The following is a 25,927-nucleotide window of genomic DNA, read 5'->3' on the forward strand; positions in this document are numbered from 1 at the left end:
TCCCCTTCCCCGGCCAAGAACCTCGCGCAACACCCAACGGCATTATGGATGCCCGCCTTCGCGGGCATGACGGGCTATCCCCCAAACGTCGTTCCCGCGCAGAGCCTGTGCCCGCGAAGGCGGGTACGGGAACCCGAGCTGCAAGCACTATAGAACACGCATCCCACAACCAATAAGTGTGCTAAACTGCCATCATGAAGCAGCCCTTCGTCTACATCCTTGCCAGCAGACCGAACGGAACGCTCTATGTCGGCGTGACCAGTGATTTGCGCCAGCGTATTCACCAACATAGAATTGGCGCTGTTTCAGGCTTCACTGAGCGCTACGACATCAAGCAACTCGTCTATTTCGAGCCGCACAGTTCAATGCCAGATGCCATCCTGCGAGAAAAACGCATCAAGAAATGGCGACGCGACTGGAAAATCCGCCTGATCGAGGAACACAACCCGCTTTGGCACGACCTGTTTGATCAATTGAACGCCTAAATTCAGCGCCCAAACACCCCAACGCGTCATGCCCGCGCAGGCGGGCATCCATGCCAGGTTTGAGCTCCACCCCAAGATGGATCCCCGCCTTCGCGGGGATGACGATGTGCGCGCCCCCCCCCTCTCCGTCGTTCCCGCGAAGAGCCTGCGCCCGTAACGACGGGTGCGGAAACCCATATTGTCATGTGCCTTGTAAGGAACGCCGCGCTTCTGCAATCAGCTGATCAATCGATTTTTCGTCCCCAGCTGCCGGTTGGCATCCCGACCTTTCCGCCCCCTCTGACGCCCAACGCAGCAACTTGATCAAGCTATCAAGATGTGAAAGCCCGGCCTTGCAGGCTGCCTGATGTGCCGTAAAATCCTTGGCATCACGCATAAGGGCGGCCTGCTGTGCCGCCCGGCGATAGGCATTGCGCACGCGCTTGATGTCACCGGGCAGATCACGCAACAAATCACCCCGCAAAACCGCCAGCGGATCGGCTTCTTTGTCACTGTCCATGGGGTTAATTTTCCGAAAGAGCCGACAACCGCGCATCATTAAGGCGTTCGGGCCAATAAGCCAGATTACGCAAATGCCCGTTCATGTTCTTATCAACCCCGTCATAGGAGCCCAGAACGATGTTGGAAAAATTGCGCGGCATGGCAAAGCCCTGCGGGGATTTCAGGACCGATCCGTTCAGTCCCACCGCGATAACATCATCCTCCCACGCAAGCGCAATGCGATGGCGGGTGTTCCTGGCAAGTTGGCCATAAAGCGACTGGGTGATGATCGGCGTGCCCGATTTTCGCAGCGAAATGCGCAGCTGATCGGCATCGCTGTCATAGCCAAGGTCAAGATGATCGTCATTGAGACTGTTGGAGTACATCTGAACAATCCGCCAAATCCCGCTCCAGTCCGAAGGCGTCACCAGATCAAACACAAACGTGCCCGCCCCTTGCGCGAACCAGTCGCCGGGATCAAGCCGCACATCATCGCACGCGCGCGCTGCCGGGATGCCGTTGCTGATGATGTCGCTGGTTGGAACAACACCAGCTTCAAGCTGCGCATTCCAGATCAGGACAGTTGCCGGAAGCCCCGAAATCGCCGTGCTGATTTTCGGATAGCGCGTTGTGCCGGATGCGGGCTCGGACATCCAGACCCGTTGCCAGGTTTCATCAAGGGTAAAGCCATGGGTCGACGGGCCATCAATCCCGCCCAGCGTGATATCCGCCGTACCCGATACCGCGCGTATCCAGATCGCAAGGCTATAGGGCTCCGACGTCGTCAAGTTTCCGACATTCTGATAAAGCCCCGCCGACCCGCCGGGCAGGTCAAGCTGCATGGCATCAAGGCTGCCATCGGGGGCGGCGATGGCACTATTGCCAATCACAACGCCGCCATCCTTTTCCCAAAGTGCGTTCTCAAATGCCCTGGAATGGCGCAGCAGGTTGGTTGCCGCCCCCTCGATCAATAGCCCCAAACGACGACCAAGCCGATCATGATCAAAACCCGGCTGATCATGACCCAGTGGCGCGATCAGGCCATCGGCACCACGGATAAGCTTGGCACTCGCCCGGCTCAGGTTCATGCAGGCCGCAAGCGGCTGATAACGCACTCCCATTGGATGCATCCCCCTTTATCAAGACTGTTTTGGACTGCGGGATTACCCGCCGATACGGTGCAGTTGGAAGAAGCTTAGAAGATCACTTGCCCCGATCTCGCGCGTGTCGCCATCGGTATGAAGCAACCGCACCCGAAGGCCCGTACCGGGCGTCGTTCCGATCCGGGCAATACCGCTTAGGCGCAAGCTGTGCGATGCACCGGTTCCAGTCGCAGTAATATCATTGGCCTGCAAATGGCTTGACCAGTTTGTGCCATCAAAGCGTTCCAGCGAAAGCGTGGTTGCCACCGACTGGGCCGTGATTGGAAAGCACACACCGACATCCACGTGATAATGGCCCGGCGGCAGATTGGTGATGCCATGCGCGGCCCCGTCATAGAGCCCGTGGCTGTCTTCCACCACCTGATCCCATTCGATCAGAAAGGCACCCCCGGCCGGGACGCTTTGCGATGTCGTACGCAGCAATTTGACCAATGGCCCAACCTGATGGATCGGCAAAACAAACCACCGTCCACCATCACAGACCAGATCAACCATATCGCCCCGAAGTGGCAATTTATGAATGCTGGCTTCTACCCCGCCGTGGGTCGGCTTGATCAGATCGCCACTGGCGGCCGCAATATCAACCAGCGTGCCGTCGCCATTAAACACCCGATAGCGCACCCCATTGCGCGCAATCGATGCGACCGGCAAGCTCAGGCGCGCGCCGTTTGACAGCCTCACCAGCGATCCGGTTTCGCGGATATCCATGATGCGATTGGTGGGCGCATCAATGACCGGCATGCGGCGTTCATCCTCCCACGCAAGGACATCACCGCTGCGAAAATCAAGATCAAGGAACGCGCCCGCATCGCTTTGCACAAAGGATTGCCGCGCGGTTTGTGCCCGAACGTCTGCCGCCTCTGCCCGGTTGGCGGCATCTGATGCGCGCTCTGCATTATCAACGGCCGCTGTGATGTCCGCAACATCCGGGCCATTGGCAAGCGAGTTTCCGGCTTCATTCCAGATCAGTGCGCGGCCCGGATCAATGCCCGGAAGCTCCGCCGAGGCCCCATCCAGATCAGTTGCACCAAACCGCAACGTCCCGGCAAGCGCACGATCGATATCGCCAATCGCAGCGGTCAGGAAATCAAGATCACGGTCAATCGCATCGCCGCGCGGCAAGGACATAGCGTCATAGGAACTTAACCGTCGTAGTCTCAAGACCCGCGCAATATCGATCTCCGCACCTGTGTCAGGCGGCGTCTCGAAATGAACCGTACCGCCCGCGATGTCGGGGCCGGAAAGGGCGATGTGAAAGCCCGTTTCGATGTGAACATCGTTAACCGATATCCGCAGATCACCCGCATCAAACACATCAAAATCAAACGGGAATGCATCGCGCACCCCGTCGCCAACAAAGCGTGTCGATGCGATCCGTTGATTGGAAAAAACAGCGCCCATGTCACCTCCCCCGATTAAAAACCGTCACGACGCGAAAACCAGGCTGAAAGCCGTGCAACCGTGTCATCCTGTGCCGATCGCAAAAGCGACTTTTCCCGCCAGCTTGCCTGTTGATTGATCTGATTGCGTTTGCGCATGGCGGCTGCCTGATCGGTTTCCTGATCCTGCATTGCGGCCTTTTCATAACCGGCCAAAACCGCACTGGCCGACCCGCTGCCACCCGCAATCAGGCCAGATGCCCCTTGGCGCGCGCGGATCCCGGCCTGTTGCCGACGAAGGGTGTCAGCACGTTCCGCATCTTCCTGCTTTTGTTGGGCAGCGATGTCGGCCAGTTCGGCCTGTCGGGCGGCCTCATTACGCGCGATCTGGTTTTGCGTACTGGCCCGGTTGGCCTCGATCCGCTGGCCAGCTTGCAGCACTGATGCTGCAATCGGCACGATTGATGTAAATCCACCCATCAGTCATTCACCCCCATTTCACTTGCCGATCCCAGCAATAAAAAAGGCCGGGGCAAATCCCCGGCCACCCGCCACAATCCGGCATTTAACTTGCCGCCACTGCCCCGCCGCCATCCAAGCGACCGCAGGGTGATATCCCCGCTATAAAGCCCGTCCTCGGCACTGCCCAAAATCGGCAGCGCCACATCGCGAAGCCCGCGGCCCGTATCCACCCGAAGCTGCCCGCTTTCTTGCAGCCGAAGTGTCAGCGCAATCAGCCGCATGGCATTCCCACCATGCGGACGACTGCCATCTGATGCCGCCGGTGGCAGGGCAAAAATCTCGTGGGTAAAGGGCAATCCGACATCAAGCGTTTCAACCGCGCCAAAGCTTGCGGGCAAACTCATCGTGCCACCGGCAATTTCGATCTCATGGGCAAGCCTGCCATTGCTCCAGACACTGACCGGCACGCCATCAAGCGGTTCAAGATTACCCCAATGACGACGTGCTTTACCGTCTTTCGCATTTTGGCTGCGCTGCAGATCGAAACCGCAGCTTTCATCAAACACGCCGAGGAAATAACGTTCCCCGCGCTTAAGCGTGACATAGACATCCCCGCCCGAAACGGTCACGACCTCAAACCTGCAATCCTTGACCGATTGCGCCGACCAGGCGGTGATGGCTTCGGACCGATAAAGCGTCAGGGTGGCAAGCGATCCATCGCCCATCACCACATGCAGCAACCGCCGATTCGCATCAAAGGCCTGATCAATCGGCCCCTTGATCAAATGGCGTGACAGCAATGCCAGATCGGATGATCCATAGGCCTGCTCGACATCGGTAAACAGGAATTCGCGAATTTCGCGCCCACTGCGCCCGGCAAACAGCGTCGCCCCATCGACATTGACCAATGGCACCGTGCGGTTGGCCTGGCTGCCAATCCGGGTTTGGCGGGTGATTTGCACATTGGCAGGTGTTAACGGATCACCCGTCACCATCCATTCCGACCCGCTGGTGAAAACTTGTAAATGCCGTCCGGCAAAGATGCCGGTGATCGCATTGACCTGATCGGCCAGAAGGGCGAATTCAATCGCCTCGTCATCCAGCCCTTCGCCCAGTTCGAAATTAAACAAATCACCCGATTGCGACATCCACAGCCGATTGGGCAGATCGCGCGATCCGCCAATGATCATGCGATCCTGATGGAATGTCACACTGCGCGGCCAGCCGCGCACATCCGAAAAGGCCTGCTCGACAAAATCGACTGTCTCATCCGTGTTTGGCAGGGCCTGTTTTAGCGCAATCGTCGCCGTCCTTGGCCCGCCAACCGACGTAATTTCACCCTCGATCCCGGCAATCCGCCACAGGGTGCCAACGTGACCATCGACAAACACATCACTATTGGCGCTTATCGTCACCGTGCCACTAGTGCCAGATGGCGTCAGGGTCGCTGCGGGATCGGCAAATTTGTAATAGGGCTGGCTGGTTTTGAAATTGGTCTCGCGCCAGGCCCACAGCGTCATTTGCCAATCACCATCCTTGGTGCGAGTCAGGCGCACGGGCGGCGCATCGGGATGCACGACCAAAAGCGTGTCGGCACTTTGCGTCCAATTCAAAAGATCATGGTGTTCGGGCCCGAATGTCGTTTCAAACCACAGGGTCTCGATCCCGTCCTCAAACACCTGAACCCGCTTGTCGCCAAAGGCCAGCAGATAGGTCTGCTCGGTATTGAATTCAAACTGAACCAACCGCACCGGACCGGGCAGTGCATCAATCAATCGAATACCCGGACGACGGCGCACGCCACCCGATGGTTCGATAAACACATTGCGTAACCGCGCTGCCCCATTGGCATAAGCATTCAGGTCCGATCGCCCCCACAATTCGGGCGCAATTTCCCCCGTTGAGAAGGTATTCTTCTCAAGTACACGGCGTGCCATATCACCTACCCCCGCGCCGAAATCAGCGAAAAACCCTCAATCGCATGCGGGGTTGATTGCTGCGCATCAGCAAGGCGGGCCTGTTTGAACTGATCTTCGGACCGCTTGAACAGATATTCCGCGCGCGTGCTGCTTTCAGTTAGCGGCAGGCAGAACTCGGCCGCCAATCGCGTGATCAGGGCCAGATCAAACCAGGGTGGAAAGCTGCCCTCTTCCAACCGCGCGACATAGCCCAAATACGCACTGTCAGATGCACACAAAACCACCCGGCCGCGCAGCTCAAACCGGGTGATTTTCCCACCATCCCCCTCAAGGCTGAGCAAGCGGACAAAATCGCGCGGCAAGGCAAATTGCACCATGCCGTCAGCGGCCGGATCGGCACCCTCATTGGCAAGTTTTGACAGCCACATACCCTTGGCAGCAAAGCGCCACGGATAGCTTGCCAGCATACCATCACGCAGCGTCGGATAAAGCATACGGGCGATTTCTGCCTCGCTGCTGTCCTCCTCAAAGGATGAAATCGGTGCTGCCCCGATCATGATCAAAGCACGCGCGCAAAGGGCCACATCACTAAGCGCCATGTCGTTTCTCCTTCTCCTTGATTAAGGCTCGCGGTTTGCTGTTGCTGTCAGGGCAAAAATATTGTCAAAATCCGGCCACGCGTCGCAGACGCCACCAAACGCAACGCCCGTCCAAGGCGATCTTCACCCGGAGCCCCAATGTCCCGATCCCTGCTATCGGCCCTGTTTTGCGCCACCATGCTTGGCACCGCGCTGCCCGGCACATCCAGTTTGGCCGATGAAACAAATGATTGGCTCCGCGAAGAGGCGTTCAAGGGCGATGCGTTCTATCAACGCACCTATGCGATCAAGCTGTCGCATGACTATGCCCAAGACGGCGAGGTCACTGAGGACGAGATGTTTGAAGTCGTCCGCTGGCTCGAATGTGCTGCCCTTCAGGGCTACGAGCCTGCAATTGATGATCTGCAAGACATCCCGGTCAATTTCGATATCAGCGAAACCGGCGAATGCCACTATACCGGGGCCGGTTACACGGCCGATAATCCAAATCCAGAGGCGGTAGATGACGCCCCGGCACCCATCGCCCAACCAATCGATACGGCGGCATCAGACACCACAAGTTCCGTCATCCCAGAACTTGCCGAGAAAATCTACGGGGCTGCCTTTGACGCGTTTGAGGCGGAAAACTACACCGATGCCCTTAACCTCGCCAAAGAAGCCGCAGCATTTGATCATGCGGGCGCCATTCATCTGATCGGCATCATCCATCGCGACGGGCTTGGCGTTACGGCTGACGCGTCCGAGGGCGCCTATCATTTCCGCCGTGCCGCAGAACTTGGCGACAGTTATGCCATGGCAAGTCTGGCCGATTGTTATCTTAATGGCACCGGGGTCGAGGCAAATGGCACCCGCGCACTTGAATGGCTGACCAAGGCGGCCGAGCTTGGCAACACCACAGCCCAATTCAATCTGTCCTGGATCTATCAGGCCGAAGACCAGCCAGACATCCCCACCGATCTTGCGCTTGCGCGCCACTGGATGGGAAAGGCGGCCGAAAATGGTGATCCCGACGCACCCTATTATTACGGCTATTTCCTTGAATACGGCATCGGCGGCGCCGAAGAACCGCTAGAAGCGATCAACTGGTATCAAAAGGCCGTCGAACTGGATGATGCCAATGGCTATGCCGCCATGGCGCGAATGTATTCCTACGGCGAATATGTCACAGAGGACATGGAACGCGCCTGGCTTTACCTTCTGATCGCCGAAGACGGCGACCACCCGGACGCACATATCTGGCGCGACACCATCGAACCCTATGTCACCCCTGATCAACGCACGCGCGCCGCCGCCGAATTCGAACGCTACCGCGCGCGGAACGGGAACTAAAAGTTACAAAAACGGGGGCCAGTCACCCGGCCCCCGCAAAGCAAATCAAACCTTGATGATGTAATTCACCACCAGGAATGGCTGCATGTTGTTATGCGGCTGGTCGCCGCCGTCGGATGCCATCTGAAGGAATTGCCCTCCATTATGGTACTGGGGTTCATTGACCATCCCGTAGAGCTGCAAGTCACCACCAACCAGCGCATTATTGTGGTTGTGGCTTGGCATCTCATCAACAGTCAGCTGATGCTGCTCAGCACCACCAGTCGCACCAACAACACGTTCGGTCAAACCTTCACCCTGACCAACACCGATCGGGCTACGACCGCGCAAATCAGGAAGTTTGAAGCTACCCGCCGCCTGCCCGACGCCATAGGTCGAACCGATTGCCGAAAACAGATCGGCATATTCACTGGCGAGAAGCTCCGCACCGTCACACAGCATGAAACCTTCCGGCGCGACAGAACCTGCGAACGGCAGAATTGTCGCGACCGGCACCGCGGCACCAGAAGTCCCACCGCCGCCAAACAACGCCTCAAGCGCCTGAAGCAACTGCGTATCGTCCATGCGGTCCGGCACGATGTCAGCGGCAAGCACAACGTTGAGAACTTCGCTTTCAACCGGGTTTTGACACTGCATATAAACTCTCCAATTGTGGGGCAAAAAGAACCCCGGCAAGTCAAACCTGCCGGGGTGGTAGTCAGTTTAAGAAGGCCTTACTGACCGACGTTGGCCGTCGGATAGAACGCCTTGATCGCATAGGTCATTGCGATGTTGCGTGGGCGGGTTTCTTGGCCAACACGCGGAATACCGTTTACACCATCAGTTTTAGCGACACCGACATTGTCCACGGTCGTCTCCTGGACAGCATCTCCATCTCTGAGACCTTGCACGCTAAAGCCAGTATTTGGGAAATTCGCGGCTACGTTGAAGCTGTGAATATGTCCCTGCATTTGATCGAGTTGGCAAGAACCAAATACACGATCCACATCAACTCCACGCCCGGCATCAAAGCCACGCACGAACTCGCCACGTAGGTCCGGGAGGTTGAAGGTGGAGATTTCGTCACCCGCCCCCCAAACGGTCCCGATGGCAGCAAACAAATCGGCATAATCGGTGCGTGAGATGGCGGCACCATCACAGACCAGCCAGCCTTCCGGCGGGGTTGGCATGGCGAATGCCGATACTGCGCCAATTTCGCTGCCTGCGATGACGCCACCGCCCGAACCACCACCGGCGATCAGGATTTCGATGGCCTGAAACAGCTGGGTTTTGTCATCGCAGTCCGGCCAGATGCCAGCCCCCTGAATGACATTGAGGATTTCGCATTCAACAGCGTTATTACCCTGCATGGGCAATCTCCTTGCTTGGTTGGAAAAGAAAACCCCGACAGTTTCCTGCCGGGGTCGAGGTCGAGGGAGGATGAGGGAAAAGGAAAACGTCGATCAGTCAGTGTTGCTCGTACCAATCGCTGTCATGTCACGCACATCAACGCCGCCTGCCCCGGCACTGGCGACGACGAACAGCCCGCCGGACATGGTGGCATCACGGTTGGTATTGGCGATGATGAAGTCGCCAACGCGCAGCATGTCGCGGGCTTCAAGGAAATAGTCGCTGGTATCGACGTCGGCTGCGACGTCGGGTGTGATGTAATGCCAAAGCGTAAAGCCGTTGGCATAGGCCAGAACACTGAGGTTTCTGGCTTTGAAACCTTCTGCCATTTTGGGCTCCTGATGTTGGGAAAAGTTGAGTTGAGCGTCAGGCGCGAGATCCCCGCTTTCGCGGGGATGACGGCGCTAAATAAGGTGCATGGAACGAACGTCATTCCCGCGCAGAGCTTGTGCCCGTGAAGACGGGTACGGGAACCTCGAACCGCATGTTGAGAAGGGCTTTGGCGCTACTCCTGCGCCTTCAGACAAACCACCCCATCGCCATCAATCAGCGTCGCGCCCTGGCTCATGGAGTTATTGACAAAATGCGCTGCGTGATCGCCGTGCCAGGTGATGTCGGACTGAACATCTGATCCAATTGCGTGGCCAATGGCGGTGCGGTGATACCAGAAGCAGGATCGAATACCGCTTGCCACCGGAAGGCCGGAATGGGGCATCCAAAGGGTGCCGAGCCACCGCTTGGCCTGCGTTCCCTTCCAGGGCAGATCGTCATCACCGATATAGTCAGACCGGGCAAATTCATCGATCTGAAGCAGTTCCGACCATTGTTTCCAGCCAACAATCGCATAGCGCTGACCATCATCGGGCACATCACGTTCGCCCATGCCTTCAAACGCCATCATTACCTTCTCAAGGGTCATACCCTCGGTATTGTCAGGGATGATGTCATCGGTTCCGACCAGCGCATTAATGATCAGCTCGTCGGTTTTGCGCCCCAGCGCATAGGCCCCGGCATTGGCCAAAACCATCTTTTCATCATGGTTGATTTTAAGCTCATCCAAAGCATCAACCCAGTCCCCGGCATAGTAATCGCGCAAATCACAGCGCACCGCTTCGTGATCGACATTCATCACCGGCACCTTGCCATGGCGGGCCTTGGTGGTGGCCGTGCCCTTGCCGACCTTCTGGAAAACGGTGGAGGCCCCCTTGATCGCGTTTTTCACCCGCACCGTATTGCGAAGCTTTGATCCCATGCGTTGATAGGCCTGATGCACATCGGCCTGAAAATGATCGACAAAGCTTTGATCAATCGTGGTTGTCATCGGTCTTGATCCCCTTGTTGCAAATGGCGTTCAAACCAGATCGCGCGCACAGCCAGTCCCCAATTGCAGCCGGTGCCACAATTGCCCGCAAACTGGTCATTTTCCGGTCATGGTTTCGTGATTAAAGAGTGCGGTCCCGATCCGGGACACGTGCAGGATTTGTCCCGACCTGTTGCACCGTACGGTCAATCCTGCGCGCAAAAATCGAAGTTAAGAGTGTCGTTGTGCGAAAGTCGGTTTTGTTATTCTTCACCCTCGTCGGGCTTGGCGTTGCCGCCTATTTCGTCCTGCCGCTTACGCCGGTCCCGGACTATATTGATGCGGTGTTAAACCGCGCGTCACTGCTGTTTGGCAGCGAGAGTGAAGGCTGATCGGCTCGTAAACGTGCGGCACAGAAACAAAAACGCGACCGACACCAATGCGTGCCGATCGCGTTTTTTCTTTTGGTTTAGGTCGCTAAAAGCTTAGGCCACGACACTTTCAGCACCAAGGTCCAAGGGCGTGCCATCGGCAGTTACCGCAAGCTCGCCATTATCGGAAAACCGCAGGGCGATCTGCGAAGCTGGCCGGTTCTGATCAAACAGATGCATATATTTGGCAACAATCGCGTCGGCCTCGGCCTGTGTTGTCGCCCCGGCAACTTCATCAAGATAGGGTTTCAGTTTCTGGATTTCGGCAAACTGGCTTGATAGGCCGTTAAGATCACGCAATGCCCGCTCCATCCCCGGATTATTGGCAAGTGCGCCTTTCAGCTCCTCCCCATAGGGATAATCATCTGGCAAAACCATCTGCCCGTGATCATCAAAGCGGATGGTTTCCGGGGCTTTTGGAATACTGTTTTCAGACAGGAACTGATTGAACTTGTTTGAAACAAAGCTGCTCAGTGCCGAAATATCCTCGGCATTTGGCATGCGAAGCGGTGCCATATCGATCAAATTGCCATTGGCCGGCATGGTGTAATCGTTGGAATAGTAGTCTTCCATAGCGGGCGCATTGGCAAAGGGAATGCCCGGTCGTCCATTCACACCGTCATTGGCATCTGCGCCAACCACGTCATCCCCCAAGTTATCCTTGCCCTGAAGCAAAGCCGCCTGAAAGGCTGCAGTGCCACCCGCCGGTGCACCCGATGTGGTGTGATTGCTTTGCAGGGATGATTTTTCGATGGAAGATGTCAGTTGTTGGGCGAAAGCCTGAGCTGTCCCACCGGTCGTGGTCGATTGGTTGCGGCCAGTTGAAAAGATACTGATCGCATCGGAGTTGGTAGCGCCGATCATCGTGTCCTCCTAGTTTTGGTTATTACCAAATCCAATGCAATCTTTATACCAGCCATTGATTGATGCGGGCTTGCGCAATGCACGTAAAAAATGTGCAGGACAAAACACCGTTAGGGGTTTGATAATCGGGCAAAATCTGCCTGTACTTCGGCAATAATATCCGGGTTGCGATCACGCCAATACCGCGGATCATTCATCTTGCACCGGATGCCTGCACGAATGTCGCTAATGGCATCAGTTGCGCCACCCCCGGCAAGCTTCGCTTCTTGCCCGCCTGTCATTAAACGATGCAGGGATCGAACCCCATCGGCCGTCTGACACATGGCATCAAACGCGTCTTTGGGTAGATTGGCCTGTCCCCAATTTTCAAGCTTGGTGGCTAGCTGCCGCCATTGATCAGCCCCGCCAAACTCGGCCATCAGGGTCGCGCGATCTGCAGCACGTTGGCCTGCCTGACTGACCTGATCGACCATGGATGGGATGATTTCGGCCGCCAGATCATAAACAAGCTGGGCCTGCGCATTGTTAAACCCTGCTTCATGCAGCCGGTCATTGAGGCCCGGATCAATTTCGCCCAGCGCTTCGTCAATCTGAAGCACATAGTCCTTTGCATGGTCTGGCACGATCAGCGGATCGAAAACCGGCTCATCGGACGCGGGTGCTGGCAATTCTGCTTCCACCCCATCCAAAGCATCCTCAACCGGCACGGCATCGGGCGTTAGAAGGCTTTCGGTTTCAAGCATGTCTTCAGTCATCGCCAACCTCCTTATTCTCATCACGCGGGTTTGCCAGCCGGATCATATGCAGGACCAAGGCACGCTGCCCTTCGCGCATCCAGATCGCGGCATTTGATGCCTCCGGCCCAAGCGCGGAATTTACGATCTGCGCCTTAAGCTCCGCCATCACGCTTTCGCCCGCTGCACTGGCAAAGCAGGCCTGCCAATGATCGATGCCGTCACGTGATGGCAATTCATCCGCCGGTTCAAACCATTCCCAACCATGTTCAGTCATGACGAAGCCTCCAAAACGCTGGTCGGCAAAGCGGGGCGGAGCAAATGATCGGGCACGCCAAACTGATCAGCAAGCCAACGCACCATGACCGGCAGATCAACCTCGGCCAAGGCTTCAGGGCCAAGACCGGCGATCTTTGAGAGCCAATCAAGGGCTTGGCCTGCCTGCACGCGCTTGGGCAATTGGGCGAGTGGTGCGGAATGGCGCAACACCACCACATCTCCATCAATCGGGATGTCGGGAAGCTCGCCAGTTTGCGTCAGGATATAAAGGGCACGGCGCATTAACGGATACAGCAATTCGGCCTGCAACCGGCCATAAGTCGCGCCCAAAAGACGCGCATTTTCCGAAGCCCGTTCAAGCACCTCGGTCGCGGTCATACCCGGTTGATCGACCTGCCCCAATCGATCGGCCAGCAAGCACCGGCGAATACGATCGCGCAAATCCGACAGGACCAGATCAGACACATCAAACCGCCCCGGCGCATCAAGCGGCTTTAACCCTGCCGACCCCACCGCCTTGGGGATTATGCTGCCCGGAACCAAGCGAATGGTCGCCGGGTTCAACACCCCGTCATCATCGGCCTGCCAAATCCCGGTCACCGCGATGGAGGCATTTTTAAGCACCAGCTCAACCACCTTATTCGCGGTTTTGATATCAGGCAGCGCCTTCATTACAGGCGATCGGCCATAAACCTCACCCGGGGCCTTCATCCAGCGAAAGGCGATATAGGGCGAGACTTCAAACCGGTCGCGATAGATCAGCGTGCCTTGATCAGACGCACTCCCCTCTTCGAAAAACACAGCGATGTCATAGCCCGATTTGCCATTCGGGGCCGGTACGACCGCCTCGATCACGGCAAAGCGTTTTTGCCCGTCTTCATCATTGGCTTTACCCGGCAAGTTCTTGGCATCTGGCCAATTGCGTTCGATCTCGGATCGGGTCAGCGATAGTTTGCGAAACACGCCGTCCATCTTGCCATCAGATCGTTCTTCGAACGCCAATTCACGAAGTGGTACGGCGGTAAAACGAAAGGCCGACGGGCTTTGCAGATCAGCCTTTTCCAGTCGCAAACAGGCCGTTCCCGCCGTGACCAGATCGAGAAACGCCTGATGCATCTCGACCGCAAAGTTCGATCGGTCAAAATGCCCCTGAAGGATACGCACCGCGCGACCAAGTTGCTCTGTCAAAACCTGCCGGTCGGCACCCGCCACATTGCCACCCGCTTCAAGATCAAACCAGCCACCCGAAGGCGGGGTGATTTCGGCCATCAGGCTTGCGGCAAGCTGTTCAACCGCATCGGGTGCCGTTGCATCAAACACCCGATCAAGGCGCTTGCCACCGTTTGATTGGTTTGCCGCGCCATTGCGTTGTGGCAGCGCAAATTCATAACATTCCTGCCAATGGGCCAACCAATTGCGGCGATTGCCAAGCGCCTTTTGATAGCGCTGGCGCAAGTGATCGACGGCAATACCATCGGCATCATCGATTGGTGTTGCTGATTTCGAAACGTCCTTTTTCATCCCTAATCCCCCAGCAGGTTCTTGCCGCCAGCAGCCTGATTGATCCGATCAGATAAAAGCCCGCGATAACTGGTGGCGATCAGGCTGGACCGGCCATAACGGCGACGCTCCAGCGCCTCTTTGCGCGCCTTGCTTGCGGCTTCTTCGGCGCTGGTATCGTCGGCATCACTGATCGAATTGCTGACCACCGCCGGGGTTGCTGGCACAACCGGCTTTGGTGTGGAAAACAAACTTCCCATTGGGGCCTCCGGAGTGTGAAGATCAATATGGCGGCTAGAGCTTGTGGTTCGAGGTTCCCGCCTGCGCGGGAATGACATTCGTTCCATGCAAGGAATTGAACACCGTCATCCCCGCGCAGGCGGGGACCCAGAGCAGCGCGCTCCACCCCAAACAAAAACGCCCGCAAGGGTAAGAACCCTGCGGGCGCAGCTCTGGCGTTGATTTGTCTCTTATGTCACACTAAAAAGAACAAATCAAGAACATTTTTCAGAAAAATAAACATCGCCGATTTCAATGGCGTGCTCGGCTGCCGTCAAATGACGATAAAGTTGCCAGGGGGTAATGACCGAAAATGCCGAAATGCCCAGCAATCGCTTGATGATTTCGACACAGCTTATCGGGCCAAACCGGACCTGTCGGGTGACGTCGCGCGGATAGGACACCCAAACACAATGATGACCAAGGGCGCGGTAATAAGCTTCCGGGTCAAAGATCGGCGAATAACACCAGCTTTCAAGGCGCAACCGATGGCTTTGCGGATCAAGGCAAATCCATTCCCCTGCCCGCACGCCCGACACCAGCACAAAGCAATGGCGAAAGCCCGGTTTCAGCAAACGCAACAGTGGCTTTTCGGGCGCATCGGCAAACACCACCAGGACCGAGATTTCACGCCCTGATGAGGATTGCGCACCCCATTGATCCGCAAGCGCGTCAATATCGGTTTGCGGATCTGACATCATATCCCGCATGGCGACAAATCCCCGGAAAGTTGCACCATCACCTCGTCATCATGAAAGCTGTCTTCACGCCCGCGCTTGACTATCCCGCGCGTGATCAGAACATTTTCAAGCGCCGTCATTGCCTGTTGCCACAGTGTATCCTTGCCCTTTTCACGCGGGTCACGCGGATCGGGTTCGCGTTCAACAAGGCCGAAATATTCGATCACCTGCAAATGTCGATCATGAAGCGTTCCGGCCTGTTTAAGGCGCATGACCGCATTATAAACATCATCGGGATCGCACGGTCGCACCACCTCGCCGGCATCGGCGACAACACGTGCGCCTTCAAAGCGTGCGGTTTGACAGCGCACAAACCAGAACCACGCCTGACGGGCACTGGCAAACGGTGTAATTTCGCGTTCGGACAGGGGTTTTGGAAAAAGTCGTTGTTCGGTCACGTCGCCCTCCTGCTGGTTCAATTCACGTCCCAACGCCGACCATGCAATCCGGGAAAAAGCCGCCAAAGACCGATCGCCACCATATAATTTCATGGAGGACGGCAAAGCTGTTCGCTCACCCGCAAGGATCGCGGATGTCTGACAGACTGGTCTTGAATGATTTCCCCAAAGGCGGCAGTACCGCCCAACTCCGGCAACGATGTCACGCCCGCTGCCACGTCCTGCCCGACTTGTGCGTCAGGACTTACTTCTGGATGCAGTTCCGGTGTTGATATGCAAGCTATAATCCACTTTTGTTCTCATTGTAAAGGATTAATTTCCTATTCAAAGGGAGTATCACGCCTACCGCATTAACGGATCTTCTGCCAATTCCAATGCCAAACCATTGAATTGACATAGCAAACACCGGCACCTGATCGGAAACCTTGTTGCCTCCCATATCGCGCTCGATGCCGGTTTTCGGCAAACAGTGCGTTCTTGTGGATGCCATTTCCATGCTAAGCTGGCCCAAATGATGCTGAAATCCGGGGACCAAGTGATGAAACGCCTTCTCGCAAAGACCGCATTCCTTTGCCTTGCGACGAGTCCATTGATGGCGGAAACATTCCGCACCGATGTCTGGGCCGATAACTGGTTTGAGATGCGCATTAACGGCACCAAAGTTGCCGAAGACAGCGTTCCCATCACGACCGAGCGATCCTTTAACGCTGAGAGTTTCAGCTTCGATGCAGACCGCCCCTTTACCATCGGTCTGGTCGCCAAGGACTTCAAACAGGATGACGCTGGCCTTGAATATATCGGCACCCGCCGTCAGCAAATGGGCGATGGTGGTGTAATCGTACAAGTCAGGGATTCTGCGGGAAACAGCATTGCTGTCAGCAATTCTGGCTGGTCCTGCATGGTCATTCATACCGCCCCGCTTGATAAATCCTGCGCGCGTGAACGCAATCCGGTACCAGGCATTGGCCCCTGCACCTTTGACGCCAAACCCGAACCCGCCGGATGGGATCAGGCCGGATTTGATGCATCAAGCTGGCCCAAGGCCGTTGAATATTCCGAACGCGCGGTTCGACCCAAGGATGGCTATGATCGGATACGCTGGGATCGCGATGCACGCCTGATCTGGGGACCGGATCTTGAACAAAGCAACACGATCCTGTGCCGCCTGACGGTTCAATAACCACCATCCGAAATTTCTGTGACATCGACGCGTGAAAGGAATGAATTCCTTTCCCAGCGGATAGCCGCCCTGTTAGGATGGGGCATGATCAGACATCAGCAAATTTGGGCAGCCCTTGACCAAATCGCCAAGGACCACGGTTTGACACCGTCCGGTCTGGCACGATTGGCGCAACTGGACCCGACAACATTCAACCGGTCCAAACGCACCACCAATCAGGGCAAGGCGCGCTGGCCATCGACTGAAAGCATCTCAAAGGTTCTTTCGGTCACCGATGTCAGTTTCCGCGAATTTTCCGAACTGGTTGATGGCAATGGTGCTGGGCGCATTCCCGTGATCGGCTTTGCCCAGGCTGGCAATCAGGGATTTTTTGATGATGCCGGTTATCCGGTCGGCGGATCATGGGAAGACATCACCTTTCCAGCCCTGCACGACCCGACCGCATATGGATTACGGATATCAGGGGATTCCATGGCGCCGGTGTTTCGCAATGGCGATCTGATCATTGTCAGTCCGGCGTCCAACATCCGCCCGCAGGACCGCGTGGTTGTCAAAACCATCGAAGGCGAAGTTCTGGCCAAGGAACTGGTGCGGCGCGGCGCTTTGGGTGTGGAACTCAAATCCTTTAACCCGGCCTTTGAAGACCGTTTTATTCCCGCTGATCAGATCGATTGGGTCGCGCGCGTTTTATGGTGCAGCCAATAGTGCAGGGTAAAAATTGAATTACGCGAATGGTGTATTCAAATTTATCCCAACTCCCCCTACATTAAAGCGAACAACTAAAAACCGCTGACATATGGGGAAAGGAAGGATCGCTTGACGCTGCAACACCGATATATTGCGCGCTCCCTGGTGATTGCACTTTGCTATTTCGCGACCGGCTATGCGGGATTGCAGCTTCCTTTCTTTGGCACAAGCGTCACACTGGTCTGGCCGCCTTCGGGCATTGCCATTGCCGCAATGGTTTTCTGGGGCTGGCGGTATTTCCCGGCTGTCTTTATCGGTGCCCTTCTGGTTAATCTGGCGACCTCGCCATCGGTTCCGGCTGCTGTGATGATTGCGGCGGGTAATACGCTGGCTGCGGTTTTGCCCGGTTTGCTGATCAACCGACTGGCTGGCAAATATCCGCTTACCAAGTTCCGCGGCATGATGATCTTTCTTGCCTTTGGCGGCGTCGCAAGCCCGGCCATTTCCGCCCTTTTGGGAACGACATCACTTAGCACACTGGTCATTGGTGACTTTTCGAAGTTCGCCCAAATCTGGCAGGGATGGTTCCTTGGCGATCTGGTTGGCGCTGTTGTGGTGGGTCCGCTTGCCCTGCGACTGATGAATTGGCGGATGTCGCAACGCTCGTTCCAGCAATATGGCGAGCTGGCTTTCATAGCCATCGCAACGGTCATTCTGGCATCCGCGGTACAGACCACGCCCCTGATCTCCAAACCGGAATATCTGTTTGTCTTTGTCTCTTTGCCGTTCGTTGTTTGGGGCGCGGTACGGTTTGGCCTTTTGGGCGCGGTCCTGATCAATGCGATCATTGTTGCCGACATCATCATTTTTGCCGCAGCGGGCAATAAAACCTTTATCGGAATTGGCCTGAATGAAGGGCTTCGCAATCTTTATGGCTATGTGATTGCCATTTCGATCGGCACCCTGTTCCTGGCTGCAGGGATGGAACGGATTGCCTCCATCACCACACGCACCAGAGATGGCCGACTATCAGATGATGTGCATCGCCTGCGCCGCACGCTTTCGATTGTCATTGGTGTCATCGGCTTTGGTTTCTCGGGTTTTGCATCCTGGTACACATATACCCAGCTTGTTTCGGCTGACCGTGCCTCGACCGAGCAATATCGCCTTGCCTTTGAAGCATCCCTTCGCGAAGAACTTGGCAGCGCAACAAACTCATTGGTGGCCGTCCGAACCCTGTTTGATGTGCATGGTGATGTATCGGCCAATACCTATGATGCGATGATTGCCCCATGGGTCAGCCGCCGACCTGGCGTCGCCGCCCTTGAATGGGCACCCCATGTTGAGCGCCGTGCGCGCGGACTGATGGAAGAGAACGCCGAACTGCGCGGCGTGTCAGATTTCGCGATCCGTGAACTGGTCGATGGCAAGCTTCAGGTATCTTCGGAAAAAGACATCTATTTCCCGATCTTTTACGTCTTCCCGCGGTCCGGGAATGAAAAGATCATTGGCTTTGATCTGCTAAGCGAAGAATCACGCCGCAGAGCACTTGAAACGTCGCTTCAGACCGGCAACATCACGCTGACGGAACCGGTCAAGCTTTTGCAGGCAAACTCGGCTGTGATCACTTCATTGGCTTTTCTTGCCGTTGAAAACAGACGGGACCGAACCGGACCACCACTTGGCGTGGCTGTTGGCGTTTTGCGCCTGACCGATATGATCAGCCGCGCATCACGTGTGGCGCGCATTCCCCTTGATTTCGAAGTTCATCTGGCTGACCTGAACGCCAAGGGTGACCAGAAACTGATCTATTCGAACCGCTTGGCCGAATATGCGATCAACCACGTCCGGACCGAACTTGAACAGCCATTCAACCCGAATGTCTCGAACTTCACCTTTGGTTATCGCGACTGGACGATTGTCCTTCATCCATCAAGCACTGGCTTGGGCTCGCTGCTCTATTGGCAGCCTTGGGCGATCTTTGTGTTTGGCAGCACGGTCAGTATTCTTCTGCTGATTTATCTGCGGTCGCTTAATCGCACGGAAAAGCAGATTGTTGATCTGGTGTCTCAGCGCACGCGTGAACTTGAAGATGCGCGCGAAGCCGCCGAACAGGCCATGAACCAGGCGCAAAATGCCGACCGGGCAAAATCAGAATTCATCGCCCATATGAGCCACGAATTCCGATCCCCGATGACATCTATCCTAGGCTATACGCAGCTTGCCACCGACAGCCTTGATAAGGAACTATCGGTCAGCACCCTTCATGGATATCTGACCACCATTCGTGGTGCGGGCCAGCATGTCCTGTCCCTGATTGGCGATATTCTTGATATTTCCAAGATCGAAGCCGGCAAGCTGATCCTTGAAGAAGTGCCACTTAACATCCACCGCATCTGTGAAGAAGTTACCTCCATGATGCTGGTCCCGGCCCGTGCGCAGGAAAACACGCTTCATCTTGATATTGATCCGGAAATGCCACGCTGGGTTGTCGGTGATCCGGTCCGTTTGAAACAGGTTCTGACCAACCTTGTGTCAAACGCGATCAAATTCACCAAATATGGCAATATCCATGTCGCGGCCATGCCCCTTGTCGTGACCGATGATCAGCTTTCCTTCCGCATTTCGGTGCGCGACGAAGGCATCGGCATTCCCAAGGATAAACAGGAAGCCATTTTCGAGGCCTTTGCCCAGGTCGATACGTCGACCACGCGGCGCTATGGCGGCACGGGTCTGGGCTTGGCAATCTGCCAACGCATGGTGCAGACCATGGGCGGCCTGATTAAGGTCGAAAGTACCGAAGGCCAAGGCAGTATCTTCTGGTTTGATGTCACCTTGCCGCGCAGCTCCGAAGCCGAGGCAAAAGAATTTGACGCGGCCAATCCGGCGGACAAAAACACCCCGCAGGATGAAAAACCACGTGTGGTTGGCTGGAACCTGCTTTTGGTTGAGGATATCGAAATCAACCGCATCCTCGCCCAGAAACTGCTGGAACAGCAGGGCCATTCAATCACCCCGGCCGCGGATGGTCAGGTCGCCCTTGATATCCTGTCCGAACAGGACTTTGACGCGGTTCTGATGGATGTGCATATGCCCGTCCTTGACGGTCTTGAAGCCACCCGTCAAATCCGCAAATTCAGCGACCCGATCAAATCAACCATTCCTGTCTTGGCCCTGACCGCTGATATCTCAAACGATAACCTGTCAACCTTCCAAGAGGCCGGGTTTGATGCGTTTTGCACCAAGCCGCTTGATATCAACGCGATCAATTCGGAACTCACCCGCCTTGAAAGCCGGATGCTGTCCGAACGCCGCAAAGGATTTGAAACGGTGGGCGAATAGCGCCAGACACGCTGCCTTAGCCGCGCGCAATACCCGTCATCTCGCACAGCTCATCAGCCACATTCGGCCCAGCCAAAAGGATCGGCGCACCTTTTTCCAAAACATCCGGCGCGCCGAGATAATCATTGGTCCAACCGCCTGCTTCGCGCATCAAAAGGATGGCGGCCATGCAATCCCACGGATTGATGTGCGGCTCGTAATAGCCAATCAAACGCCCGGCAGCGGCATAGGCCATCGAAAGCGCACCTGATCCATTGCGCACAAACATGCCTTTGCGATCGATCAGATCAGTAACAAAGCCTGAAATCTCCGCACTTGTCGTACGATGCGACGCCCCAAAACCCATCAAACCATCACCCACCGTTTTGGCATCATGGGCCTTGAACGGCTCACCATTTACAAACGCCCCCTCGCCCTTCTTGGCACTAAAGAATTCATCACCACACGGGTGATAGATCATGCCAATGACGACTTCAGTGCCAACCATCAGGGCAACCGAAATGCACCATGTCGGGATCTGATTAACAAAGCAGGCCGTGCCATCAATCGGGTCAATCACCCAAAGACAGTCATTATCGCCCTTCTCAATCCCCATTTCCTCGCCCAAAAACCCGTCTTCGGGGAAGGCATCGGCAATACGATCCCGGATGATGGCTTCAACGTTTTTGTCCGCGATGGAGACCATATCAAGCGCATTGGCCTTGGCTTCGATCTGAAGATCACCGGCAATCCCGTCATAATATTCCATGGCGCGTTTGCCTGCGGCCTTGATGACGTCGCGGGCATGATCGAACCGCGCGTCGATATTAAGTTTAACGTCATTGGCCATGGTGCATCCCCTTTTGGATCGGTTGGTCGGCTAGCTATTGGTGGCAAAACCGGATCAGAATCAGACAGCTATACAAAATCACATGCCCTGCATGGTTGAAACTTTTCATGACAATTTTACGACGCGTATCGGAACGATGTTTTCTTTGACCCGACTTGGGCAAAAACCCTATTCTGTGGCCACACACAAAGACCGCCCCACAGGCACAGCTTTGCTGGCAACCCCAAAAGACAATCAGGAGCATAATAATGGGTCACGCCGCCACCGATACTTCTTCTGACACCGTCACCAACTGGACTTGGTACAAAGGCGAATGGCACGAAGGTAACCCCAACATCATGGGTCCGCAAACCCATGGCGTCTGGATGGCCTCGACCGTGTTTGACGGTGCGCGCCGCATGAACGGCAAGATGCCCGACCTTTATCCGCATTGTGCGCGTGTGCTGCGTTCGGCCGAATTGATGGGCCTGAAACCGGCCATCACAACCGAGGAAATCGTCGCACTCGTGAAGGAAGGCGTTCAGAAGTTCGACCCGGAACTGGCCCTTTATATCAAGCCGATTGTCTATGGTGGCGAAGGCTTCATTGCTCCGACACCTGAAAGTGCTCAGTTCGTTCTGTGCATCTCGATCACGGAAATGCCCGCAGCCGTTGAAACCGGCTTTAGCGCGCGCAAATCAAGCTTCCGCCGCCCGTCGCCGGAAAGTGCGCCGACCGAGGCAAAGGCAGCCTGCCTGTATCCCAATGTCGGCCGTGCGGTGACCGAGGCAACCGGTTCTGGCTATGATACCGGTGTTATGCTTGATCCGATTGGCAATGTGGCCGAGTTTTCCTACGCCAACCTGTTCTTCGCCAAGGATGGCACGGTCTATACCCCGGCGATCAATGGCACGTTCCTTAATGGCCTGACCCGACAGCGCGTGATTACATTGCTGCGTGAAAACGGTGTCGAGGTGATTGAGAAAACCTGCAAATACGAAGAACTTGAAGTCGCCGACGAAATCTTTGGCACCGGCAACTATTACAAGGTCGCCCCCTGCGTCAAACTGGACGACCGCAACCTGCAGCCCGGCCCGATCACGCGGCGTGCGCAGGACCTTTACATGGCCTTTACCGCTGCCAGCGAAGACTGATCACAAGCAGATTTAATTACAAACGGGCCGGATTTCCGGCCCGTTTTTCGTTGTGCACTTGGAAACATCTTATTGCGCGGGCGCGATTGGAACCCCGCTTCCCGCAACGAACGGATATTGCGCAAATATCGCTGCTACTGCTTCGCGCACGGCCTGATCGGTGTTTGCCATGGATGTATCGGTGACGCGGGCAACTGCCGTTCCTTCCCACACCATCTGATTGGTGCGGCGATTGACCAGATCAATGCTGAGCGTGCCTTCGGTATATGTATCGACATGGCCCGGCTCCACATATCCCGGCCAGCCCATATAGACGCCACTGCGATAGCCGTAATAGCCGCCATAATAGACTGGCGGAGATGTTCGCGTTTTTTCTTCGGTCTTAAGATGGAAATTGATCAAAAGGTCGGGGTTATGGATATCCACGGCGTATCCGCGCGCTTCAAGGGATGCTGAAATCGCATCTTCGATCCGCTGACCACGGAGGGTTTGATATTGCGAAGACCCGCTTTTGCCTGCCCCTTCCATGAAGGCAAAACTGACAAACTGGCCGAAATCGGTTGCCGGATCGGCATCGGTGTAAACGCGCGGACCTGTGGCGCAAGCCCCCAGCATCAAGACCATCAATCCGGCAATCGCAAGTTTTACCGTCGTCATCGCACCATCCCTTGTCCATCCATGGCATGCGGCCCACCACACGCCTTCATATGATATGACGTGTGAGAGGCAGGATTTCATCACCAGAAAATGCCGTGATCATGGCAAGGATAGAAGCATTCACGCCGGTCGGTCCAACGGGTTTGATGCCAAAGCCTTCTTAAAACCGACATCCACAAGCCCGGCGATATGACATTGCGGTTTGTGATAGGCCTGATCAACAACCAGTTGGCCGAAATCCTTCACGAAGCCTGTCCGTGGATAATCGCGCAGGATTTTGGCGCGCACATCGCGGTGAATATTCATCACCTGCATGCCGACCACATCAACACCCGCACCAAGATGCAACAGCAACCCTTCCGGGTCACGCGGGCCGGTGTGGCACACTGCGGAATGAAGCGCCATGGCCTCATGGATGACATCCGCCTTTTCCTGATCATAGCCTTGTTCGGCCAACCAGCGATGGGCGCATCCGGCGGCCTCCACCTCGAACGAGCCCGGACCATCATGGGCACTTGATGCCAGGGAAATGTCATGCAGGATCGCTGCGATATACAGCATCTCGCGATCAAAGCGAACATCATGATATTCGGCCAAGGCGACGCCAAAGGCGAAGCTGCGCAGCCCATGATACTGTACGAAATCAGGCTGGATCGATGCGGCCCATTCGGTTGCCTTGGTCGCAATCGCGCTATCAGGTACACCCAAATGATCCAGCACCGCGCGATCGGGGCGGCCAAACCCTATACATTGGCGCAACCCATAAAGCTTGTCGCGAATGCCAAGTCGGACGAAGTTGAAAATCAGGGCCGATTTCGGATCACGGCCAAGGTCTGTGGTTAGCACACGGGGTGTATGAAGCATGTGGGGCACTTTCGCGTTGGTGGCTTGCGAGGGGGATTTGGTTTTAAGTCGGCTTGGGGAACCGTCGGGCTGGGGCGGCCCGGAACGGAACTCTAATTCCCGGCGACAAACGCCGATGCGGTTTCGCGCAGATCGCTGATTTCATCATCAAGAATGCTGCGATCATTCATCGAATGGGCCAGCACAATCGCCCCTTGCCAGCGGGCAACAATCCGGCGGCCTTCAATCGCTGCACGCTTGGCATCAAGCCCGCCCTTTGCCAGTTGATCCGACACCCAATCCATCAATGAATTAAACACTGCCTGCCCGATCTTGCGCGCCTCGGCAAAGTCGGGATCATCGGGAAGATCGAGCATCAAACGCGCAAGCGGGCAGCCATGGCTAACCCGGCGCGGGGTCATCGCATCCAGATAATCAAAGAAGATCGAAAGCCGTTCATCAACCGTACCCTTGGTCGCAATACTGCCCAAAAGCGGGGTGAATTCGGCCTCCATCGTTTCAAGCGCGGCCCGGGCTAGATCATGCTTTTTCGGGAAACGATAAAACACGCCACCGGCGGGCAATCCGGCCTCTTTGGCGACAGCCTGAATGGTGGCCCCGTGATAGCCATCGCGCCAAATCACATTCATCGCCGCACGCGCAAGCTTCTTACGCTTTTCTTCGGAGCTGAGTTTGACCGACATGATCATCACCAATTAAAAATGAGTAAGTTAACTTACTCAATACATCGTTGTTTCCAGATTGTCAATCCGCACGAAAATCCGGATCACCCTCCAAGGATTTGCATACCTATGATTGCCACTTGCAGATAAACAACAACCTGAACTAACATTAGCGTCCGTTGATAGGATATGTAACATCAACCCGTTCTCAGGAAATCAACGATGAACAAAGCCAGAATGTTATCGCTTGCGGGGGTCACAGCACTGTCGTTTTTAACGGCGGGATGCAGTGGCGATATTCATGATCAGGTTGTCGGTGGCAGCGCATTACTCGGTGAACCAAAGGTTGGCGCACTGTCGACAACGGCTTCTTATCGAACTGTAGTTGCCAAATTCGATCAGGACTCACGCGTCTGCCCGGAACCACCGCCTGATGTTGCCGTCGCCGTGACAGCGGCCCTCACCGCAGGACTGTCGCTTGAAAGCTCCAAACTTGACGCTGAAGGCAAAGCTGAATTTTCCCGCGCTGTAGCAGAAAACATCACACCACTTCTGCGTCGGACTGCGGCGATCCAGTTTTATCGCGATGCGCGATCATATAACTGCTTTGCTCATATGAATGGCGCTCTGTCCGCTGCTGACTATAAAGCCGCGAACGAAGCGGCAATGCAGGCTGCAACGGCTTTGTTGCTCAAAGAAATCGAAAAGGGTTACGAGCCGATTGATCCGCAAGTCCTGGAGGGCAAACTTGACGATGTCGTCAAGGCGCTTGAGGACATCAAAAAGGACGCCGCCGACAAGCAATAGTCGGCCGGACTTCGAGCAAGAATTAAAACGGGGATC

Annotated in this window: 29 protein-coding genes; 8 read left to right on the forward strand and 21 right to left on the reverse strand. The window is 55.8% G+C overall.

What is annotated here, in order from left to right; translation table 11 throughout:
- Window positions 1–194: 194 nt before the first annotated feature.
- Window positions 195–485, forward strand: coding sequence for a GIY-YIG nuclease family protein (locus ACMZ66_RS07550; protein ID WP_416935971.1), 291 nt, complete (start codon window positions 195–197; stop codon window positions 483–485).
- Between the two features lie 181 nt (window positions 486–666).
- Here the strand turns inward: ACMZ66_RS07550 and ACMZ66_RS07555 are convergent, their stop codons facing one another.
- The 6 genes from ACMZ66_RS07555 to ACMZ66_RS07580 are packed head-to-tail and all read right to left on the reverse strand — an operon-like array spanning window position 667 to window position 6,487.
- The gene (locus ACMZ66_RS07555) at window positions 667–984 is read right to left on the reverse strand and encodes a hypothetical protein (RefSeq protein WP_416935973.1); all 318 of its coding nucleotides are present in this window, start codon (window positions 982–984) and stop codon (window positions 667–669) included.
- Window positions 985–988: 4 nt separating this feature from the next.
- Complete coding sequence (locus tag ACMZ66_RS07560) at window positions 989–2,086, reverse strand: phage head spike fiber domain-containing protein (protein WP_416935975.1); 1,098 nt, start codon at window positions 2,084–2,086, stop codon at window positions 989–991.
- A 42-nt stretch (window positions 2,087–2,128) separates the two neighbouring features.
- On the reverse strand, window positions 2,129–3,529 hold the full coding sequence (locus ACMZ66_RS07565; protein WP_416935977.1) for a hypothetical protein: 1,401 nt from the start codon (window positions 3,527–3,529) through the stop codon (window positions 2,129–2,131).
- 14 nt (window positions 3,530–3,543) lie between these two features.
- Window positions 3,544–3,987: a hypothetical protein gene (locus ACMZ66_RS07570; protein WP_416935979.1), complete on the reverse strand. Its 444-nt coding sequence runs from the start codon at window positions 3,985–3,987 to the stop codon at window positions 3,544–3,546.
- Window positions 3,987–5,906 carry a hypothetical protein gene (locus ACMZ66_RS07575; protein WP_416935981.1) on the reverse strand — a complete coding sequence of 640 codons (1,920 nt, stop codon included), beginning with the start codon at window positions 5,904–5,906 and terminating at the stop codon, window positions 3,987–3,989. Before ACMZ66_RS07575 ends, ACMZ66_RS07570 begins: the two co-directional genes overlap by 1 nt.
- Window positions 5,907–5,911: 5 nt before the next feature.
- Window positions 5,912–6,487: a hypothetical protein gene (locus ACMZ66_RS07580; protein ID WP_416935983.1), complete on the reverse strand. Its 576-nt coding sequence runs from the start codon at window positions 6,485–6,487 to the stop codon at window positions 5,912–5,914.
- 138 nt (window positions 6,488–6,625) lie between these two features.
- Between ACMZ66_RS07580 and ACMZ66_RS07585 the strand changes: the two genes are divergently transcribed.
- Window positions 6,626–7,816 carry a tetratricopeptide repeat protein gene (locus ACMZ66_RS07585; RefSeq protein ID WP_416935985.1) on the forward strand — a complete coding sequence of 397 codons (1,191 nt, stop codon included), beginning with the start codon at window positions 6,626–6,628 and terminating at the stop codon, window positions 7,814–7,816.
- Window positions 7,817–7,861: 45 nt separating this feature from the next.
- Here ACMZ66_RS07585 and ACMZ66_RS07590 read toward each other — a convergent pair whose 3' ends face one another.
- From ACMZ66_RS07590 to ACMZ66_RS07605, 4 genes are all read right to left on the reverse strand, one after another.
- The gene (locus tag ACMZ66_RS07590; RefSeq protein WP_416935987.1) at window positions 7,862–8,452 is read right to left on the reverse strand and encodes a phage tail protein; all 591 of its coding nucleotides are present in this window, start codon (window positions 8,450–8,452) and stop codon (window positions 7,862–7,864) included.
- A gap of 77 nt (window positions 8,453–8,529) precedes the next feature.
- Window positions 8,530–9,165 carry a phage tail protein gene (locus ACMZ66_RS07595; RefSeq protein ID WP_416935989.1) on the reverse strand — a complete coding sequence of 212 codons (636 nt, stop codon included), beginning with the start codon at window positions 9,163–9,165 and terminating at the stop codon, window positions 8,530–8,532.
- Window positions 9,166–9,258: 93 nt separating this feature from the next.
- Window positions 9,259–9,534, reverse strand: a complete 276-nt coding sequence (locus ACMZ66_RS07600; protein WP_416935991.1) for a hypothetical protein — start codon at window positions 9,532–9,534, stop codon at window positions 9,259–9,261.
- A gap of 176 nt (window positions 9,535–9,710) precedes the next feature.
- Window positions 9,711–10,526, reverse strand: coding sequence for a phage capsid protein (locus ACMZ66_RS07605; RefSeq protein WP_416935993.1), 816 nt, complete (start codon window positions 10,524–10,526; stop codon window positions 9,711–9,713).
- 224 nt (window positions 10,527–10,750) lie between these two features.
- Between ACMZ66_RS07605 and ACMZ66_RS07610 the strand changes: the two genes are divergently transcribed.
- Window positions 10,751–10,897 (forward strand): hypothetical protein, encoded by a 147-nt coding sequence (locus ACMZ66_RS07610; protein ID WP_416935995.1) that lies wholly within the window; start codon window positions 10,751–10,753, stop codon window positions 10,895–10,897.
- A gap of 93 nt (window positions 10,898–10,990) precedes the next feature.
- On the opposite strand, the gene ACMZ66_RS07615 is transcribed toward ACMZ66_RS07610, so the two are convergent.
- From ACMZ66_RS07615 to ACMZ66_RS07645, 7 genes are all read right to left on the reverse strand, one after another.
- On the reverse strand, window positions 10,991–11,800 hold the full coding sequence (locus ACMZ66_RS07615; RefSeq protein WP_416935997.1) for a hypothetical protein: 810 nt from the start codon (window positions 11,798–11,800) through the stop codon (window positions 10,991–10,993).
- A gap of 110 nt (window positions 11,801–11,910) precedes the next feature.
- On the reverse strand, window positions 11,911–12,555 hold the full coding sequence (locus tag ACMZ66_RS07620) for a capsid assembly protein (RefSeq protein WP_416935999.1): 645 nt from the start codon (window positions 12,553–12,555) through the stop codon (window positions 11,911–11,913).
- Complete coding sequence (locus ACMZ66_RS07625) at window positions 12,548–12,811, reverse strand: hypothetical protein (RefSeq protein WP_416936001.1); 264 nt, start codon at window positions 12,809–12,811, stop codon at window positions 12,548–12,550. Before ACMZ66_RS07625 ends, ACMZ66_RS07620 begins: the two co-directional genes overlap by 8 nt.
- The gene (locus ACMZ66_RS07630) at window positions 12,808–14,334 is read right to left on the reverse strand and encodes a portal protein (protein WP_416936003.1); all 1,527 of its coding nucleotides are present in this window, start codon (window positions 14,332–14,334) and stop codon (window positions 12,808–12,810) included. The genes ACMZ66_RS07625 and ACMZ66_RS07630 overlap by 4 nt, the downstream gene beginning before the upstream one ends.
- A gap of 2 nt (window positions 14,335–14,336) precedes the next feature.
- Window positions 14,337–14,573 (reverse strand): hypothetical protein, encoded by a 237-nt coding sequence (locus tag ACMZ66_RS07635; RefSeq protein ID WP_416936005.1) that lies wholly within the window; start codon window positions 14,571–14,573, stop codon window positions 14,337–14,339.
- Window positions 14,574–14,807: 234 nt separating this feature from the next.
- A complete protein-coding gene (locus tag ACMZ66_RS07640) occupies window positions 14,808–15,302 on the reverse strand; it encodes a hypothetical protein (RefSeq protein WP_416936007.1) in 495 nt (164 codons plus the stop codon).
- Window positions 15,290–15,730: a hypothetical protein gene (locus ACMZ66_RS07645; protein ID WP_416936009.1), complete on the reverse strand. Its 441-nt coding sequence runs from the start codon at window positions 15,728–15,730 to the stop codon at window positions 15,290–15,292. Before ACMZ66_RS07645 ends, ACMZ66_RS07640 begins: the two co-directional genes overlap by 13 nt.
- Window positions 15,731–16,268: 538 nt before the next feature.
- Between ACMZ66_RS07645 and ACMZ66_RS07650 the strand changes: the two genes are divergently transcribed.
- From ACMZ66_RS07650 to ACMZ66_RS07660, 3 genes are all read left to right on the forward strand, one after another.
- Window positions 16,269–16,910, forward strand: coding sequence for a hypothetical protein (locus ACMZ66_RS07650; RefSeq protein ID WP_416936010.1), 642 nt, complete (start codon window positions 16,269–16,271; stop codon window positions 16,908–16,910).
- Window positions 16,911–16,994: 84 nt separating this feature from the next.
- Window positions 16,995–17,615 (forward strand): LexA family transcriptional regulator, encoded by a 621-nt coding sequence (locus ACMZ66_RS07655; protein WP_416936012.1) that lies wholly within the window; start codon window positions 16,995–16,997, stop codon window positions 17,613–17,615.
- Window positions 17,616–17,726: 111 nt separating this feature from the next.
- Window positions 17,727–20,939, forward strand: a complete 3,213-nt coding sequence (locus ACMZ66_RS07660; protein WP_416936014.1) for a CHASE domain-containing protein — start codon at window positions 17,727–17,729, stop codon at window positions 20,937–20,939.
- Window positions 20,940–20,955: 16 nt separating this feature from the next.
- Here ACMZ66_RS07660 and ACMZ66_RS07665 read toward each other — a convergent pair whose 3' ends face one another.
- The gene (locus tag ACMZ66_RS07665) at window positions 20,956–21,768 is read right to left on the reverse strand and encodes an inositol monophosphatase family protein (RefSeq protein ID WP_416936016.1); all 813 of its coding nucleotides are present in this window, start codon (window positions 21,766–21,768) and stop codon (window positions 20,956–20,958) included.
- Window positions 21,769–22,016: 248 nt separating this feature from the next.
- On the opposite strand from ACMZ66_RS07665, the gene ACMZ66_RS07670 reads away from it, so the two are divergent.
- Window positions 22,017–22,901, forward strand: coding sequence for a branched-chain amino acid aminotransferase (locus tag ACMZ66_RS07670; RefSeq protein ID WP_416936017.1), 885 nt, complete (start codon window positions 22,017–22,019; stop codon window positions 22,899–22,901).
- 69 nt (window positions 22,902–22,970) lie between these two features.
- Here ACMZ66_RS07670 and ACMZ66_RS07675 read toward each other — a convergent pair whose 3' ends face one another.
- The 3 genes from ACMZ66_RS07675 to ACMZ66_RS07685 all read right to left on the reverse strand — a co-directional run bounded on the left by ACMZ66_RS07675 (window position 22,971) and on the right by ACMZ66_RS07685 (window position 25,105).
- Window positions 22,971–23,558, reverse strand: a complete 588-nt coding sequence (locus ACMZ66_RS07675) for a DUF4136 domain-containing protein (protein ID WP_416936019.1) — start codon at window positions 23,556–23,558, stop codon at window positions 22,971–22,973.
- 120 nt (window positions 23,559–23,678) lie between these two features.
- Window positions 23,679–24,422, reverse strand: coding sequence for a hypothetical protein (locus ACMZ66_RS07680; protein WP_416936020.1), 744 nt, complete (start codon window positions 24,420–24,422; stop codon window positions 23,679–23,681).
- Between the two features lie 92 nt (window positions 24,423–24,514).
- Window positions 24,515–25,105, reverse strand: a complete 591-nt coding sequence (locus ACMZ66_RS07685) for a TetR/AcrR family transcriptional regulator (protein ID WP_416936022.1) — start codon at window positions 25,103–25,105, stop codon at window positions 24,515–24,517.
- Window positions 25,106–25,306: 201 nt separating this feature from the next.
- On the opposite strand from ACMZ66_RS07685, the gene ACMZ66_RS07690 reads away from it, so the two are divergent.
- Window positions 25,307–25,891 (forward strand): hypothetical protein, encoded by a 585-nt coding sequence (locus tag ACMZ66_RS07690; protein WP_416936024.1) that lies wholly within the window; start codon window positions 25,307–25,309, stop codon window positions 25,889–25,891.
- The last annotated feature ends 36 nt before the right edge of the window (window positions 25,892–25,927 follow it).

It is taken from the genome of Thalassospira sp. (assembly GCF_048059015.1).
GTDB lineage: Bacteria > Pseudomonadota > Alphaproteobacteria > Rhodospirillales > Thalassospiraceae > Thalassospira.